14 protein-coding genes are annotated in these 17,013 nt (G+C 69.1%); all 14 read left to right on the forward strand.

The genetic code is table 11. The annotated features are described in order from the left end of the window. Positions 1 to 277 precede the first annotated feature (277 nt). The 14 genes from ACFWIW_RS37875 (at position 278) to ACFWIW_RS37940 (ending at position 16,957) form a co-directional block, all read left to right on the forward strand. The gene (locus ACFWIW_RS37875; RefSeq protein WP_378372891.1) at positions 278 to 1,525 is read left to right on the forward strand and encodes an FAD-dependent monooxygenase; all 1,248 of its coding nucleotides are present in this window, start codon (positions 278 to 280) and stop codon (positions 1,523 to 1,525) included. Beyond that, positions 1,509 to 2,204, forward strand: coding sequence for a TetR/AcrR family transcriptional regulator (locus ACFWIW_RS37880; RefSeq protein ID WP_378372892.1), 696 nt, complete (start codon positions 1,509 to 1,511; stop codon positions 2,202 to 2,204). Before ACFWIW_RS37875 ends, ACFWIW_RS37880 begins: the two co-directional genes overlap by 17 nt. An 81-nt stretch (positions 2,205 to 2,285) precedes the next feature. Further along, positions 2,286 to 3,080 carry a TIGR03084 family metal-binding protein gene (locus ACFWIW_RS37885; protein ID WP_378372893.1) on the forward strand — a complete coding sequence of 265 codons (795 nt, stop codon included), beginning with the start codon at positions 2,286 to 2,288 and terminating at the stop codon, positions 3,078 to 3,080. Next, a complete protein-coding gene (locus ACFWIW_RS37890) occupies positions 3,077 to 4,774 on the forward strand; it encodes an acyclic terpene utilization AtuA family protein (RefSeq protein ID WP_378372894.1) in 1,698 nt (565 codons plus the stop codon). The genes ACFWIW_RS37885 and ACFWIW_RS37890 overlap by 4 nt, the downstream gene beginning before the upstream one ends. Beyond that, positions 4,771 to 5,919: an acyl-CoA dehydrogenase family protein gene (locus ACFWIW_RS37895; RefSeq protein WP_378372895.1), complete on the forward strand. Its 1,149-nt coding sequence runs from the start codon at positions 4,771 to 4,773 to the stop codon at positions 5,917 to 5,919. The genes ACFWIW_RS37890 and ACFWIW_RS37895 overlap by 4 nt, the downstream gene beginning before the upstream one ends. Further along, positions 5,916 to 7,514, forward strand: a complete 1,599-nt coding sequence (locus tag ACFWIW_RS37900) for a carboxyl transferase domain-containing protein (protein WP_360094916.1) — start codon at positions 5,916 to 5,918, stop codon at positions 7,512 to 7,514. The genes ACFWIW_RS37895 and ACFWIW_RS37900 overlap by 4 nt, the downstream gene beginning before the upstream one ends. Before the next feature lie 5 nt (positions 7,515 to 7,519). Next, positions 7,520 to 9,472, forward strand: a complete 1,953-nt coding sequence (locus ACFWIW_RS37905) for a biotin carboxylase N-terminal domain-containing protein (protein WP_378372896.1) — start codon at positions 7,520 to 7,522, stop codon at positions 9,470 to 9,472. Beyond that, a complete protein-coding gene (locus tag ACFWIW_RS37910) occupies positions 9,469 to 10,635 on the forward strand; it encodes an acyl-CoA dehydrogenase family protein (protein WP_378372897.1) in 1,167 nt (388 codons plus the stop codon). Before ACFWIW_RS37905 ends, ACFWIW_RS37910 begins: the two co-directional genes overlap by 4 nt. A gap of 69 nt (positions 10,636 to 10,704) precedes the next feature. Next, complete coding sequence (locus ACFWIW_RS37915) at positions 10,705 to 11,544, forward strand: SDR family oxidoreductase (protein ID WP_378372898.1); 840 nt, start codon at positions 10,705 to 10,707, stop codon at positions 11,542 to 11,544. Further along, complete coding sequence (locus tag ACFWIW_RS37920) at positions 11,541 to 12,143, forward strand: TetR/AcrR family transcriptional regulator (RefSeq protein ID WP_378372899.1); 603 nt, start codon at positions 11,541 to 11,543, stop codon at positions 12,141 to 12,143. The genes ACFWIW_RS37915 and ACFWIW_RS37920 overlap by 4 nt, the downstream gene beginning before the upstream one ends. 117 nt (positions 12,144 to 12,260) lie before the next feature. Next, complete coding sequence (locus tag ACFWIW_RS37925; RefSeq protein ID WP_240597349.1) at positions 12,261 to 12,530, forward strand: hypothetical protein; 270 nt, start codon at positions 12,261 to 12,263, stop codon at positions 12,528 to 12,530. Between the two features lie 120 nt (positions 12,531 to 12,650). Next, positions 12,651 to 13,163: a hypothetical protein gene (locus ACFWIW_RS37930; RefSeq protein ID WP_378372900.1), complete on the forward strand. Its 513-nt coding sequence runs from the start codon at positions 12,651 to 12,653 to the stop codon at positions 13,161 to 13,163. 175 nt (positions 13,164 to 13,338) lie between these two features. Beyond that, positions 13,339 to 15,369 (forward strand): hypothetical protein, encoded by a 2,031-nt coding sequence (locus ACFWIW_RS37935; RefSeq protein WP_378372901.1) that lies wholly within the window; start codon positions 13,339 to 13,341, stop codon positions 15,367 to 15,369. Positions 15,370 to 15,388: 19 nt separating this feature from the next. Next, entirely contained in the window at positions 15,389 to 16,957 is a 1,569-nt protein-coding gene (locus tag ACFWIW_RS37940; protein ID WP_378372902.1) for an ABC transporter substrate-binding protein, read from the forward strand. Positions 16,958 to 17,013 lie beyond the last annotated feature (56 nt).

A 17,013-nucleotide genomic window follows, 5' to 3' on the forward strand; every position in this document is an offset into this window, starting at 1 on the left:
TTGTTTTTTGGGCGTGGGCTCCCATTCCCTTTTCGTGGTGGTCTTCCTCACCTTATTGTGGCTTTCGCGACACGAGCGCAGGGCGAGACCACGACCGGACTGCCCACCCGGCAGGCATGTTCGTCCGACCCCTCACGTGCCGAATGGGGAGCTTCACGTGACCGGATGGACGGCAGGTGTGATCAGGCGGACGGCACGCGTGATCGGGCGGACGACACGGCTGTGACGCGGGCAACATACTGACCAACTGAATATTTTGGTCAGTATGTTCGGAAGTATGATCGAGAGCGAAGCGGGACGGGTACTCGTCGTCGGAATGGGTGTCAGCGGGATCGCGACGGCGGCCCGACTGCGCAAGGCCGGCTGGCGGCCGGTGCTGATCGAGAAAGCGCCGGAAAGGCGGTCCGGCGGGTACTTCGTCGCCCTGTTCGGGGCAGGCCAGGCCGCCGCGAACAGGCTGGGCATGGCCGGTGCCATCCACGACCGTGCCTCGGCGGCGCAAGGCCTCGACCTGGCCCGCGACGGTTCGAGCCGTCCGGGGATGTCGTACGCCGACCTGCCCGGCAAGCCCTGGATGATGCTCCGGAGTGACGTCGAGAAGGCGGCCTTCGCCGTTCTCCCCGACGACGTGGAGATCCGGTACTCGACCGTCCCCGCCGCCATCGAGCAGGACGCCGACGGTGTCGACGTCACCTTGCTCGACACCGCTTCGAACACCGCGACGACCGAACGTTTCGACCTCGTCGTCGGCGCGGACGGACTACGGTCCACGGTGCGGTCACTGGTGTTCGGCCCGCACGAGAAGTACCTGCGGCGGATGGGCTACATGGTCGCGGCCTTCCAGTACACCGGTACGCCCGCCGGGCTCGCCCCCGGTCAGGGCGCCACACTCCTCGAACCGGACCGCTCGATGTGGGTCTTCGCGTTCTCCGACCACGATCCGACGGTCATGCTGACCTACCGCACCGACGACGTCGACGCCGAGTTCACCCGGCCACCCGCGGACCGCGTGCGGGCGGCGTTCGGCCCGCGGCCGCTGGGAAAGGTGCTCGGTGACGTCGTCGGCGCGCTGGAATCCGCCGACGACGTCCTGTTCGATTCCGTCGAGCAGGTGCGCCTGGACCGGTGGCACCAGGGGCGTGTCGTCCTGATGGGTGACGCCGCCTGGTGCGTCACGCTTTACGCCGGCATGGGGGTCTCGTCCGGGCTCACCGGTGCCGATCTGCTCGGCGGCATGCTGGAGCGGCACCCTGGTGACCTCGGCACCGCCCTCTCCGAGTGGGAACGAGCCCTGCGGCCCTACGTCGATCACTATCAGGACGGCGCGTTCGCCGACCGCAAGATCTTCGTCGTGGACAATCGGATGCAGCTTCTGCTCCGGCGGACGGTGCCGGTGCTGAGCCGGTTCAAACTCGGCAAGCGGCTGACCGACCGGATCATGCGGCTCGACGAGATCGCGCTGTACAAGAATGCGGATATCGTCGGCGCCATCCCGGAAAGGACCACAGTTGGCGGAACTGCCTGAACACGGCTCGCCCAAGGCGGCGCGCATCCTGGCGGCGGCGGGCGAACTGCTCTTGAACCGGGGCAGCAAGGGCGTCACCATCGCGGAGGTCGCCACCAAGGCCCACGTCGGCAAGGGCACCGTCTACCTTTACTGGAAGACCAAGGAAGACCTGCTGCTCGGCCTGATCAGCCGGGATTTCGTCGCGCTCGCCGACGAGGTCATCGCGGCGGTCACCGCGGACCCCGGGCTGGCCAGGCCGTCGCGGCTCGGCCCGAACATGCTGGAGGTCGCGGCCCGGCATCCGTTCGTCAACGCGCTGCAGACCGGCGACGACGTCCTGCTCGGTGTCCTCGCCGAGGATCCCCGGTCGGCGACCCTGCTCGAAACGCTGGGGGCGGGCGCGTTCCTGCATCACATCCTGCCCATCTGGCGGCGGCACGACCTCGCCAGGGACGATTGGGACGTGGCCGATCAGGCGTACGCGTTGCAGGCCCTCCTCGCCGGTTTCCTGACGGCGGCCCCTTCGCTCAAAGGCAGGCTGCCGGTCGACGATCCCGCGAGGGTGTTCGCCGCGGCCATCACCGCACTCCTCGGTCCCGAGCGGGCCACGCCGGAGCAGGTGAAGCTGGCGGCGGAAGAGGGGATCCGCTCGCTGGCGGGTGGCCGGTCCGTCGCGCTGGACATCATCTCCGGCTGATCTCGTCTCCACAAAACAATCAGGCGTGCTTGATTTTTCCGTCGCGGGGTGCCAGCCTGGGGGAGACGCGAGGAGGCGGGCATGGCTGACCTTGGCGTGATCCTTGGGGATCTCGCGGCGGAATCGCAGGCCATCGACGACGTGGTGGCGGATCTGCCCGCGTCGGACTGGGCGCGGCGGACCCCGGCCGAAGGCTGGACGATCGCCCATCAGATCGCTCATCTGGCCTGGACGGACAAGAAGGCGCTGATCGCGGCGCGGGGATCCGAGGCCGAGTGGCAGGCCGAGATCGAAGGGCTGCTCGCGACGGGTGAGTCCTACGTCGACGACGGCGCCGCCGAGGGCGCGAAGACGCCGCCCCGCGAGCTGCTGGAGGAGTGGCGCGCCGGCCGCGCGGAACTCGCCGAAGCCCTCGCCGCGGTGCCCGACGGGCAGAAGATCCCTTGGTACGGCCCGCCGATGAGCGCCGCGTCCATGGTGACGGCGCGCCTCATGGAGACCTGGGCACACGGTCAGGACATCTTCGACGCGCTCGGCCTCGCGCGGGAAAACACCGCCCGGCTCTGGCATATCGCCCGTTTCGGCACCCGCACCCGCGACTTCGCCTACAAGCTCAACTCGCTGTCGCCGCCCGCCGGGGAATTCCGCGTCGAGCTGACCGCGCCCGACGGCACCACCTGGGCTTTCGGGCCCGAGGACGCCGCGCAGCGGCTCACCGGCAGCGCGGTCGACTTCTGTCTCGTGATCACCCAGCGCCGTCACCCCGCCGACACCGACCTGGTCGCCACGGGCAAGGACGTCGAGGAATGGCTCGGGATCGCCCAGGCGTTCGCCGGGCCTCCCGGGGCCGGGCGGCGGCCGGGGCAGTTCGCATGACCGCCGCCCCGATCCGCATCGGCAACGCGTCCGGGTTCTACGGCGACCGCTTCTCCGCGGTCCACGAGATGCTCACCGGCGGCCCGCTCGACGTGCTGACCGGCGACTACCTCGCCGAGCTGACCATGCTCATCCTCGGCCGCGACCGGATGAAGGACCCGAACCGCGGGTACGCCAAGACCTTCCTGCGCCAGATGGAACAGAATCTCGCGCTGGCCAAGGAAAAGGGCGTCAAGATCGTCGCGAACGCCGGCGGACTGAACCCCGCGGGGCTCGCGGACGCGCTCCGTGAACTGGCCGCGAAGCTCGGTGTCGACGTCGCGATCGCGCATGTCGAGGGTGACGACCTCATCCAGCGCGCGGAGGAGCTCGGCTTCGGCAAGACCTTGACCGCCAACGCCTATCTCGGCGCGTGGGGGATCGCGGAATGCCTGAACGCGGGCGCCGACATCGTGGTGACCGGCCGCGTCACCGACGCTTCGGTGATCGTCGGCCCGGCCGCCGCGCATTTCGGCTGGGCACGCGACGACTACGACGCGCTGGCGGGCGCGGTCGCGGCCGGGCACGTGATCGAATGCGGGACGCAGGCCACCGGCGGCAACTACGCCTTCTTCACCGAGCACGAGATCGGCGTCCCCGGCTTCCCGATCGCCGAGATCTCCGCCGACGGCTCCAGCGTGATCACCAAACACCCCGGAACCGGTGGCGTGGTGAACACCGGAACCGTTACGGCGCAACTGCTCTACGAGATCACGGGCGCCCGTTACGCCGGGCCGGACGTCACGGCGCGGTTCGACACGCTGACGCTGACCGAGGACGGCCCGGACCGCGTCCGGATCAGCGGCGTCACGGGCGAGCCGCCGCCTCCGACGCTCAAGGTCTGCCTGAACGGGCTCGGCGGCTTCCGCAACGAGACGACGTTCGTCCTCACCGGACTCGACATCGAGGCGAAAGCCGCACTGGCCAAGGAACAACTCGAAGGCGCGCTCAAGGCCCGGCCGCCCGCCGACGTCCAGTGGACCTTGGCCCGCACCGACCGGCCCGATGCCGAAACCGAACAGCAGGCGAGCGCGCTGCTGCACGTCGCGGTGAAGGACCCTGATCCCGAGGTCGCCGGGCGCGCGTTCAGCGGCGCGGCGATCGAGCTCGCGCTGGCGAGCTACCCCGGGTTCCACGTCACCGCGCCGCCCGCGGCCGCCTCGCCCTACGGCGTGTACCGGCCCGCGTTCGTCGACGCGCACGAGGTCCCGCACGTCGCCGTCCTGCCGGACGGAACGCGCCGCGACATCGCGCCGGCCGCCGAAACCCTGCCACTGTCCGAAGTGGACAACGAGCAGCTGCCCGCCCCGTTCACCCAGGCCGGGGTCCGCCGCGTGCCGCTGGGCAAGGTGGTCGGCGCCCGCAGCGGCGACAAGGGCGGCAACGCGAACGTCGGCGTCTGGGCGCGTTCCGACGAGGCGTGGCGCTGGCTCGCGCACCGGCTCACCGTCACCGAGTTCAAACTGCTGCTCCCGGAGACCGCGGATCTCGAGGTCCGGCGGCATCTGCTGCCGAACCTGCGGGCGGTCAACTTCGTCGTCGAAGGCATCCTCGGCGAGGGCGTCGCGTCGCAGGCGCGGTTCGACCCGCAGGCGAAGGCGCTCGGGGAATGGCTGCGCTCCCGCGAGATCGACATCCCGGAGGCCCTCCTGTGACCGATCCCTTCGCCACGCCGGAACGCGCCGAACTGCGCAAGACCGTCCGGCGGTTCGCCGAAACCGAGATCCTGCCGCACCTCGACGACTGGGAGCGCGAGGGCGAGCTGCCCCGCGATCTGCACCGCAAGGCCGGGGAACTCGGGCTGCTCGGCGTCGGCTTCCCCGAGGAGGTCGGCGGCGGGGGCGGCGACTACCTCGACGCCGTCGTCATCGCCGAGGAACTGCACTACGCGGGCGGGTCCGGCGGCCTCTTTGCCTCGCTGTTCACCTGCGGTATCGCGGTCCCGCATATCGCGGCGGCCGGGGATCCGGTGCAGATCGAACGCTGGGTCCGGCCGACGCTGGAAGGCGCCAAGATCGGCTCGCTCGCGGTCACCGAACCCGACGGCGGCTCCGACGTAGCCGGGATCCGCACGACGGCGGTACGCGAGGGCGACGAGTACGTCATCAACGGCGCCAAGACCTTCATCACCTCGGGCTGCCGCGCCGATTTCGTGACCACCGTGGTCCGCACCGGTGAAGCCGGCGCTCACGGGATCTCGCTCATCGTGGTCGAACGCGGCACACCGGGCTTCACCGTCTCCCGCAAGCTGGAGAAGATGGGCTGGCTCTGTTCGGACACCGCCGAGCTGTCCTATGTGGACGTACGGGTGCCCTCGGAGAACCTGATCGGCGCCGAGAACAGCGGGTTCGCGCAGGTCGCCACCCAGTTCGTCACCGAGCGGGTCTCGCTGGCCGTGCAGGGATACGCGCACGCGCAGCGCGCTCTGGACCTGACGCTGGACTGGTGCCGCCTGCGGGAAACCTTCGGCCGCCCGCTGATCTCCCGTCAGCTGGTACAGCACAAACTCACCGAGATGGCCCGCAAGATCGACGTCGCCCGCACCTACACCCGGCAGGTCGCCCAGCGGCACGTCGCGGGCGAAGAGGTCATCGCCGAAGCCTGTTTCGCGAAGAACACCGCCGTCGAGACCGCCGAATGGGTGGTCAACGAGGCCGTGCAGCTGCACGGCGGACTCGGCTACATGCGGGAGTCCGAAGTGGAGCGTCACTACCGTGACGTGCGCATCCTCGGTATCGGCGGCGGGACCAACGAGATCCTCACCGGCTTGGCCGCGAAGCGATTGGGATACACCGCATGAGCACGATCAGGTCCACTGTGGACAGCCGGAGCGAGGAGTTCGCGGCGAATCGCGAGTCCATGCTCGGCAAACTCGCCGAGATCGACGGCGAGCACGCCAAGGCGATCGCGGGCGGCGGCGAGAAGTACGTCGCCCGGCACCGCAAACGTGGAAAGCTGCTGGCCCGCGAGCGGATCGAGCTCCTCCTCGACGAGGACTCGCCGTTCCTGGAGCTGTCGCCGCTGGCGGCCTGGGGTTCGGACTACCAGGTCGGCGCCAGCGTGATCACCGGCATCGGCGTCGTCGAAGGCGTCGAGTGCATGATCTCCGCGAGCGATCCGACGGTCAAAGGCGGGGCGAGCAACCCGTGGACGGCCAAGAAGAGCTACCGCGCCGCGGACATCGCCGCGCAGAACCGGCTGCCGGTGATCAACCTCGTCGAGTCCGGCGGGGCGGATCTGCCGACGCAGAAGGAGATCTTCATCCCCGGTGGCCGGATCTTCCGTGACATCACGCGTTCGTCGGCGGCGAAGGTGCCCACGATCGCGCTGGTGTTCGGCAACTCGACCGCCGGCGGCGCGTATCTGCCCGGCATGTCGGACTACGTCGTGATGGTCAAGGAACGCGCGAAGGTGTTCCTCGGCGGACCTCCGCTGGTCAAGATGGCCACCGGCGAGGAGTCCGACGACGAATCGCTCGGCGGCGCCGAGATGCACGCCCGCACCTCAGGGCTCGCGGACTACCTCGCGGCGGACGAAGAGGACGCGATCCGGCTCGGCCGCAGCATCGTCAAACGGCTCAACTGGACCAAACAGGGCCCGACACCGAAGCCGGACTACGCGGAGCCGTTGTACTCCGCGGAAGACCTGCTCGGCATCGTGCCCACCGACCTCAAGGTGCCGTTCGACCCGCGCGAGGTGATCGCCAGGGTCGCCGACGGTTCGGACTTCGACGAGTTCAAACCCTTGTACGGCAGCAGCCTCGCCACCGGCTGGGCGAGTATCCACGGCTACCCGGTCGGCATCCTCGCCAACGCCCAAGGTGTGCTGTTCGGCGAGGAGTCGCAGAAGGCCGCGCAGTTCATCCAGCTGGCCAACCAGATCGACACACCGCTGGTGTTCCTGCACAACACCACCGGCTACATGGTCGGCAAGGAATACGAGCAGAGCGGCATCATCAAACACGGCGCGATGATGATCAACGCCGTGTCGAACTCGAAGGTGCCGCATCTTTCGGTGCTCATGGGCGCCTCCTACGGTGCCGGGCACTACGGCATGTGCGGCCGCGCCTACGATCCCCGGTTCCTGTTCGCTTGGCCGAGCGCGAAATCCGCGGTCATGGGGCCGCAGCAGCTGGCGGGTGTGCTGTCCATCGTGGCCCGCGCCGCCGCCGCCTCGCGCGGACAGGAGTACAACGAGGAGCACGACGCCGCCATGCGCGCCATGGTGGAAGGCCAGATCGAGGCCGAGTCGATGCCGATGTTCCTCTCCGGGATGCTCTACGACGACGGGATCATCGATCCCCGCGACACCCGCACGGTGCTCGGGCTCAGCCTGTCCGTGATCCACAATGGACCAGTGAAGGGCGCCGAGGGCTTCGGCGTCTTCAGGATGTGAGCGGCATGATCCAGAAACTCTTGGTCGCCAACCGCGGCGAGATCGCCCGTCGCGTGTTCCGCACCTGCCGCGACGCCGGGATCGGCACGGTCGCGGTGTTCTCCGACGCGGATGCCGGCGCGCCGCACACCGCCGAGGCGGACGTCGCCGTCCGGCTGCCGGGCAACGCGCCCGCCGACACGTACCTGCGAGCCGAGTTGCTGATCAAGGCGGCCGTGGAGACCGGCGCGGACGCGATCCACCCCGGCTACGGGTTCCTGTCCGAGAACGCCGCGTTCGCCCGCGCCGTGATCGACGCGGGACTCACCTGGGTCGGCCCGCCGCCGGAAGCCATCGAGAGCATGGGTTCCAAGGTCGAGTCCAAGCGGATGATGGCCGAAGCCGGTGTCCCGATCCTGTCCGAATTGGACCCGGCCGAGGTCACCGAAGCCGACCTTCCCTTGCTGGTCAAGGCTTCCGCCGGAGGTGGCGGACGCGGGATGCGGGTCGTGCGCGCGCTCGGCGAGCTCGCCGAGGCCGTCGAAGGCGCGAGCGCGGAGGCCGCGTCGGCGTTCGGCGACCCGACCGTGTTCTGCGAGCGGTACCTGGAGACCGGCCGTCACATCGAGGTCCAGGTACTCGCCGACACCCACGGCACCGTGTGGGCGGTGGGGGAGCGCGAGTGCTCGATCCAGCGCCGCCACCAGAAGGTCGTCGAAGAGGCGCCGTCGCCGTTCGTCGACGAGGCCATGCGGGAGGCGCTGTTCGACGCCGCGCGCAAGGCCGCGCAGGCGATCGACTACGTCGGCGCCGGGACGGTCGAGTTCCTCGCCGGACCGGACGGGCGGTTCTACTTCCTGGAGATGAACACGCGGCTCCAGGTCGAACATCCGGTCACCGAGGCCACGACGGGGCTCGACCTCGTCTCGCTGCAGTTGCGGATCGCCGAGGGCGAGCACCTCCCGATCGACGAGCCGGAGACGACCGGTCACGCCATCGAGGTCCGGCTCTACGCCGAAGACCCCGCCGCGGGCTGGCAGCCGCAGAGCGGCACCTTGCACCGGTTCGAGCTTCCCGCGGCACAGCGGGAATTCGAGGTCGGCCCGGGTGTCCGGCTCGACTCCGGTTTCGTCAGCGGACAGGCCGTCGGCGTGCACTACGACCCGATGCTCGCCAAGGTCATCGCCTTCGCCCCGGATCGCCGGAGCGCGGCACGGGCACTGGCCGGTGCGTTGGCCGGTGCGGAGATCCACGGTGTGGTGACCAACCGCGACCTGCTGGTGAACGTGTTGCGCCATGAGGCTTTCCTCGCCGGAGAGACCGACACGGCGTTCTTCGACCGGCACGGTCTCGAAACCCTGGCGAAGCCACTGGCCACTGTGGACACTGTACGGATTTCCGCGCTGGCCGCGGCCTTGGCCGGTGCGGCCACGAATCGCGCGGAGGCCCGGGTGCAGGGCAGGCTGCCGAGCGGCTGGCGCAACGTCCGTTCCCAAGGACAGCGCAAACGCTTTCGTCATGGCGACGACGAGATCGAGGTCGTCTACAGCGTCGGCCGGGACGGGCTGCGCGCCGACGGTTTCGAAGGCATCGAACTGGTTTCCGCCGAGAGCGGCGGCGTGGTCCTGGAAGTCTCCGGGGTGCGGCGCAAGTTCGCCGTCGCCCGGTACGGCGACACGGTGTACGTCGACTCGCCGGAGGGCTCGGTCGAGCTGGGCGTGGTGCCGCGGTACACCGATCCCGACGCGGCGCTCGCCGCCGGTTCGCTCGTGGCGCCGATGCCGGGCACGGTCGTCCGGCTCGCGGTCGAGGCGGGCGACACCGTCAAGACCGGCGACCCGTTGCTGTGGCTCGAAGCGATGAAGATGGAACACCGGATCGCGGCGCCCGCCGACGGCGTCGTGACCGATCTCCCGGTGGTGGTCGGACAGCAGGTCGAAGTGGGCACGATCCTCGCGGTGGTAGGAGACGACGAATGAACGCGATGAACTTCACCGAGCCCGAGGAGCGCGTCGCGCTGCGGGCCGCGGTCGCCGAACTCGGCAAGAAATACGGGCACGAGTACTACGCCAAGCAGGCGCGGGCCGGGCTCAAGACCGAGGAACTGTGGGCCGAAGCCGGACGGCTGGGCTACCTCGGCGTGAACCTGCCCGAGGAGTACGGCGGCGGGGGAGCGGGGATCGCGGATCTCGCCGCGGTGCTCGAAGAACTCGCCGCGGCGGGCTCCCCGCTGCTGCTCATGGTCGTCTCGCCGGCGATCTGCGGCACGGTCATCTCGCGTTTCGGCACCGACGAGCAGAAGAAGCGCTGGCTGCCGGGTATCGCCGACGGCAGCAGGCGGATGGTCTTCGCGATCACCGAACCGGACGCCGGGTCGAACTCGCACAAGATCACCACGACCGCGAAACGGGACGGCGGTGATTGGGTCCTGAGTGGACGGAAGGTCTTCATCTCCGGGGTCGACGAGGCGGACGCCGTCCTGGTCGTCGGCCGCACCGAGGACGCCAAGACCGGCAAGCTCAAGCCCGCGTTGTTCATCGTCCCGACCGACGCACCCGGCTTCGAGTACAAGCAGATCGAGATGGACCTGATCGCGCCGGAGAAGCAGTTCGGCCTGTTCCTCGACGACGTCCACCTGCCCGCCGACGCGCTGGTCGGCGAGGAGGACGCGGCGATCGCGCAGCTGTTCGCCGGGCTCAACCCGGAACGCATCATGGGCGCGTCGTTCTCGCTCGGCATCGCGCGCTACGCGCTGGGCAAGGCCGTCGCCTACGCCAACGAGCGCAAGGTGTGGGGCGCGCCGATCGGCACCCACCAGGGGCTCGCGCATCCGCTGGCCGAGATCAAGATCGAGCTGGAACTCGCCAAGCTCATGACGCAGAAGGCGGCGTCGCTCTACGACTCCGGCGACGATTTCGGCGCGGGCGAGTCGGCGAACATGGCGAAGTACGCCGCCGCCGAGGTCGCCATCCGCGCCGTCGACCAGGCCGTGCAGACCCACGGCGGCAACGGTCTCGCCAGCGAATACGGGCTGGGCACGCTGGTCGCGGCCGTCCGGCTGGGCCGGATCGCGCCGGTGAGCCGCGAGATGGTGCTCAACTTCGTCGGCCAGCACAGCCTCGGCCTGCCCCGCTCCTACTGACTCGTGAGTGGCAAGGACGGTTAGAACCGTCCTTGCCACTCACGAGCGTCCTACGGAAGGCGACCCTCCATGCCCACTCTCCACGGCCGCACCATCATCATCTCCGGCGGCAGCCGCGGGATCGGCGAGGCCATCGCGGTCCGCGCCGCCCGCGACGGGGCGAACATCGCCCTGCTGGCCAAGACCGCCGAGCCGCATCCGAAGCTGCCGGGCACGCTCTACACCGCGGCCAAGGCGATCGAGGACGCCGGCGGGCAGGCGCTGCCGATCGTCGGCGACGTCCGGGACGACACGTCGGTCGAGGCCGCGATCGCGCGGACCGCGGAGCAGTTCGGCGGGATCGACATCGTGCTCAACAACGCGAGCGCGATCGACCTGACCCCGACCGAATCCGTCAGCATGAAACGCTACGACCTGATGCAGGACATCAACGCACGCGGGTCGTTCCTGCTGTCGAAACTCGCCATCCCGTATCTGAAACTGGCGGAGAACGCGCATATCCTGACGCTTTCGCCGCCGATCAGCCTCGACGAGAAGTGGTTCCAGGCCGGGCATCTCGCGTACAGCATCGCGAAGTACTCGATGAGCCTGGTGACCGTCGGGCTCGCCGCGGAACTGCGGCAGTACGGCATCGCGGCGAACTCGCTGTGGCCGCGCACGACGATCGACACCGCGGCGATCCGCAACGTCGTCGGCGCGGAACTGGCGGCCAAATCGCGGACACCGGAGATCATGGCGGACGCCGCGCACGCGATCCTCACCAAACCGAGCAGCGAGGCGACCGGGAATTTCTACCTCGACGACGAGGTACTGGCCGCCGAGGGCGTCACCGACTTCTCGAAGTACCGCGTCGGCGGGCGGGAGGAAGACCTGCAGCTCGACTTCTGGGTCGAAGGCCGCACCCCGTGATCCGCGAACCACAGCAGGAGCGCAGCCGCACGACCCGGCGGCGGCTGGTCGAGGCCGCCGTCGAGACGATCGGGGAGCTGGGCTGGAACGGGACCACCGTCGCGGTCATCGCCGAACGCGCCGGGGTCTCGCGCGGCGCCGCCCAGCACCACTTCCCGACCAGGGAGGACCTGGTCGCGGCCGCGGTCGAGCACGTCGGTGAGATCCAGATAGTGGAACTGCGCGCCCGCGCGGCGGAACTGCCGTCGGGCCGGTCGCGGATCGAGCGGGCCGTCGACATGGTGCTCAACCTCTACAGCGGGCCGCTGTTCCGCGCCGCGCTCCATCTGTGGGTCGCGGCTTCGACCGACGAGTCGCTGCGCGCGACCCTGGTGCCGCTGGAGGCGCGGGTGGGGCGGGAAGCGCACCGTGTCACCGTCGAGCTGCTCGGCGTCGACGAGTCCCACCAGGGCGTTCGCGAGCTGGTCCAGGCCACTCTCGATCTTGCCCGCGGCCTGGGCCTGGCGAACCTGCTGACCGACGACACGAAGCGGCGCAAGCAGATCGTCGCGCAGTGGGCGCGGGTCCTGGAACCGGTTTTGACGTCGGCGAAGATCTGACGGAACCGACATGGCACCGACAACGTCTGAGATCTTGTTAACACTGATGGAGCAGCGGCCGATAACACGGTGTGAGTGCTGCTGATTCAGGTGGCTGATCGAGAAAGGTCCAGTCCGGTGTCCGGTTCAGAGGTCGAACTGTCCCATCGCGCGATGGCGATGCTGCGAGCGGTCGCGGCGCGCCGCGCCCAGATGTCGTGCAGCTGCGAGCCGGATCTCTTCATCGACGGGTTCGCCTGCTGCGATCAGATGACCGCACACGCGCTGGCCCACGGCGGCTACATCCGTCCCGCCGAGTCCACCGGACCCTCCGCGGTCACCGGCCGGGTGCCCGCCGAGCTGACCGAGGCAGGCGAAGCCGCGATCGCGGTCACCGCCGCCGCCTGACCTTTCACCGCATCGTCCGTCCGCAGTGGACGACGACCGTTTACAACCACCTCCCGCGTTCCTAGGATCCACCCCGGGATGAGGCCGTCGCCGCGCGACGGACCGGGTTGGGAGGTGCCGATGGCACGCACGGCTCGCCGCGATACCGGTGAGGACGCCCTGAGCACCTTGATGCGGGAAGCCGGCGCGGCACCCCGCCGCCGGGGACCGCGCGGGCCGAAGCACCGGGCTCCGGAAACGACGCCGGGCTCCAGCCGGATCCGGCGGATTTCGGCGCTTTCGGCCGGCGGCGTGCTCGCCGGCGGACTGCTGGCCGTCCTGCTCGTTCCGGCCGACCCGGCCGAGGTCGTCCCGGGCGCACCGCTCCCGCCACCGTCGCTGACCATCGCCCCGCAGGCGATCGACGTCCCGGTCTCCTCGCCCGTCCCGTCGGGACCCTCGGGTGGCAGCGTCGCGCCACCACCGCCGATGACCGCGTCATTGCACGGGTCGGAGACACCGTCCCCGACACCCACCCCGGAACCCGGAGAACGCCCGGCGCCGCGCACCGGCTACCACGACTTCGACCAGTACTACGACTGGTATTACGGCGGTGGTCATCAAGGCGGTCGCTGGCCACAATGGGGCCGGTAGCGCCGATCGGGTGATCGACGGCGTCGCTCACCGTCGACGAAGAATCACGATTCGACCCCGGTTTCGGCCGTTCGTGTCTGCTGTCATTTTTCCGGTGTCCCGCCTTCGGCCGGATATCTACGATGGTTCGCACTCTCCATTCCTCCCGGAGCACGGCTAGGGGCTGAACAGGAAAATGAGTGTGGACCGACATTCTCCCGCGGTGCAGTTCGCGCGGAGAATGCTGATCAACCGCGAGACGGGGAATCCGTCCCGCCCGCAGCCGGTGACGCTGCTGCTCGGACCGGTCGGTTCGGGGAAGACCACGGCACTGGAAGCGATCCGCCGCGACCTGGGCTGGGGCGTCGTGCACGCCGGATTCGATTTCGGGCAAGGCGGCAGGGCGGGCACGATCGACGTGCTCACGAAACTGGCCTACTCGTTGTCGGGAAAATGGCGAAACCGGCCGAAACCGCAGTTCATTCGTTTCACGATTGCGCTGATCGCAGTGCAGGCGGAGCTTTCCGGGCGAAATCGCGATGAGGACCTGGGGCAACTGAAGGCACTGCTCGGCAGCCTGGACCGGATCATCTGGACACCGGCGATGGACAGCACGCTCGCCACGCTGACCGAGACGGCGAAGGCGACCGGTCTCGTCGAGCCCCCGTACGCGGATCTGTTCCGCCAGACCTTCCCGCAGCTGGTCCGGAACATCCGGCCGAGGCTCGGGAAGGCGCTGCGGTCGCTGGCGGATTTCCCCCACGCCGAAGGGAGATCCCCGTTCGACGCGTTGCTCGAACTCAACCGCCTCGCGCACGGCAGCGCCCGTGACGCCAAGGCGGTCACCGAGTGGCTGATGGCGGCGTTCCTCGGCGATGTCCGGGAGAACCATCCGAGGATGGCGAGGCCGGAGGAGAAGAGCCCCTGTACCTGCGACATCTCGCAGCAGCGCAAGCACTGGCACAACTGGGTGGTGGTGCTCGACGACGTCGACCATCCCGGCGGGACCGAGTTCCTCGCCGATCTGATCGCCGCCAGGGAACGGCATGCCGTCCAGCATCCGAACGACCGCGAGGCGCACGACGCACTGCTGGTCATCGCCACCAGCGGGCGCTGGCACGACGACTGGGGCACCGCCTGGCTGGCGCCGTGGAAACCCGCGTCCGGCGCCCCGCCCGCCGTCCGGCCGATGGTGGACTGCGAGGAGGCCTCCTACGACGACTGGGCGAACCCGGCCAACGGCGCACTCGACTCGGCCTACTACCCGGTCCGGATCTCGCCCCAGTCGATCGGCCGGATCGCGCGGATCCTCGATTCGGGCGCGCGGACGCCGAAGGTCACGCTCGCGCACCGCGCGACCGGCGGGCTGCCGTCGGCGGTCGAGCAGCTCACCGGGCGGCTGCGGGCGAGCGACGCGCGCGAGGGCGATCGCGACCTGCTCACCACCGATCCTGGTGGTGAGCAGGATCCCTGCTATCGCAGGCTGACCGAGCTCGCCTTGACCGAACACCTCGACGACGTCCACGTCGACGACTTCGTGACCGCCGCCCCGTTCGCGACCGCGCCCTGGCTGATCCCGGACGCCGCGCAGAGCCGGATCGACCAGCCGCATGTCGGGCGAATCCTGACCGAACTGCGCACCTCGTTGTGGGTGACGGCGAAGAACTCGCCCGGTTCGACGACCGACCAAGCGGCACTGCATCCGTGGATCGCCGCGAACCTGGTGTCCGCGCTGGCCCGGCGCGGCGACGGGGACGGGCCGACCTACACCGACCAGTTCAAGGCTCTGCGCGACGATCCGGACACCGCGCAGGATCCGGTGCGCCTGGCGTACTGCAATCTCGCGCTCGGCGACATCGGCGAAGTGGTCACGTTCTTCGAGCGCGAGTTCAACCGGATCCCGCACGCGGAATGGATCGCGAAACTCGAGCTGGTGCTGAACGCGCCGGACGATCTGCCGCCAGAGCGGGATCACGCGGAACTGTACGAAGAACTCGTCAACCTCGACAACGCCCAATGCCCGGCCGGCCGGTCCGAGATCCGGAACAACGTCGCCCGGCTCATCGCGGCGGGCTGGCTGACCGCCAACCCGTTCGCGGTCCGCGGGCAGGCTCAGCACCAGGTGATCGCGAACGCCTTCGCCGCACTGGCCACCACTTCGCACCAGCCCGACGTCGGCGCGCTCGTGTCGGCCAAGGAAGCCGCCCGCCGCGGCGAATTCCCCTGACCCGGAACGGAACTCCGTCATGTCCTGGCTCGATTCGTTGAGAAAACGTATGTCCGAGGCCCGTGAACGCGCGGCGACGGGACCTCCGGTGCGGCCCCGCGGCTGGGCGCGCCGTCATCGGGTGCTGCTGATCGCGGTCGTGGTCCTGCTGCTGAGCGCCGTGCTGGTGTCGTTCCGGCCGTGGGAGTCCTGCGGTGCCGGCCTGCGTGCGGTGGACGCGGACGAGGATTCGATCGGCTCGTCGTACGTCTGCGTCGGGCTGAACCTCGACTCGGGCCCGATGCGGGAGGACGATCCGCTCGACCCGCTGGAGAAGCTCATCAAGGGCCGCAACGAGATGGCGGGCGACAACTTCAAGACGATCGTGGTGCTGGAGAACCTCGCGCCCGATCCGAAGGTCGACAGCCAGCCGTTCCCGTTCGTCCGGCGGGAGATCCAGGGCGCGATCACCGCCGCGTGGCCGAAGAACGGGCCGCCGGGGATCAAGCTCCTGCTGGCCAACTACGGGAGCAACGCCGAACATTGGCGTGTCGTCGCCGACGAGATCGTCGCCGCGGCCGCGGCCCAGCGCATCGTGGCGGTCACCGACATCGGCATCAGCACGGAGAGCAGCCGGGCGCTGGTGGCCGAACTGTCCCGGCACGGGATCGCCACGATCGGCGCGACCGTCACCGCGGACAACATGAACACCGACCCGAAGGGCGTACGGATCGACAACTTCTTCCGCGTCGGCCCGACCAACACGGACGAGGCCCGGGCCGCGGCCGGATACATCGCGGCGCACGGTTTCAAGCGCGTGATGATGATCCAGGGAGTCAGCAAAGAGGACACTTACGCGACCACGCTCGCCGAAGCCTTCCAGAGCTCCTCGAAGGTCCCGGTCATCTTCACGAAGACCTACGACGTCAAACCGCTCACCGACACCTCGCGCGAGGCGTATCTGCGAGGGCTGTTCAGCAGATGGCACAACGACATCTGCGGCGCGAGACCCGATCTGATCTACTTCGCGGGCCGCGGGCTGGACCTCGGTGCCCTCGTGGCGGCGCTGGCGGGCGACGGCGCCTGCGAGGGGCTCGACACGGTGACCGTGATGACCGGGGACGACGCGAGCACGCTCGCCGGGAAACCCTTGCAGCTGAACAAGGACATCAGTGTCCGGCTCCGCTACACGGCCCTCGCGTATCCCGACCAGTGGGATATGTTCACCGCCGATCCGGCACATCCGACGTACAAGAAGAACTACGACAACTTCGTCGCCGAATTCACCGGTACCCACGGTTTTCCGAAGGCGGAATTGTGGGACGGCGCGGCGATGATCGAACACGACGCCGTCGCGGCCGCCGTCGAAGCCGCGGTGCAGAACGTGTCGTCGGATCCGGTCTCGGTGCCGGATGTGCTGCGCAGCATCGACTGCAACTCACCGGTGCCCGGCGCGACGGGGTTCGTCGCGTTCGATCAGGCGACGGGGAATCAGCTCGACAAGGCGTTGCCGATCCTGTCGATCGATCCGGACGGTTCGGTGCATCCGGTCGACCTGGTGTGGTCGAGGGGGCGGCCGCTGAACACGAATCCGGACTGCGGGCGGTAGGCGGCCGGAGCGGGGTGGAAGCGTGTTGCGAAAGCCACTTTCCCAACCTTCAATGT

Source organism: Amycolatopsis sp. NPDC058340 (assembly GCF_042723975.1).
GTDB lineage: Bacteria > Actinomycetota > Actinomycetes > Mycobacteriales > Pseudonocardiaceae > Amycolatopsis.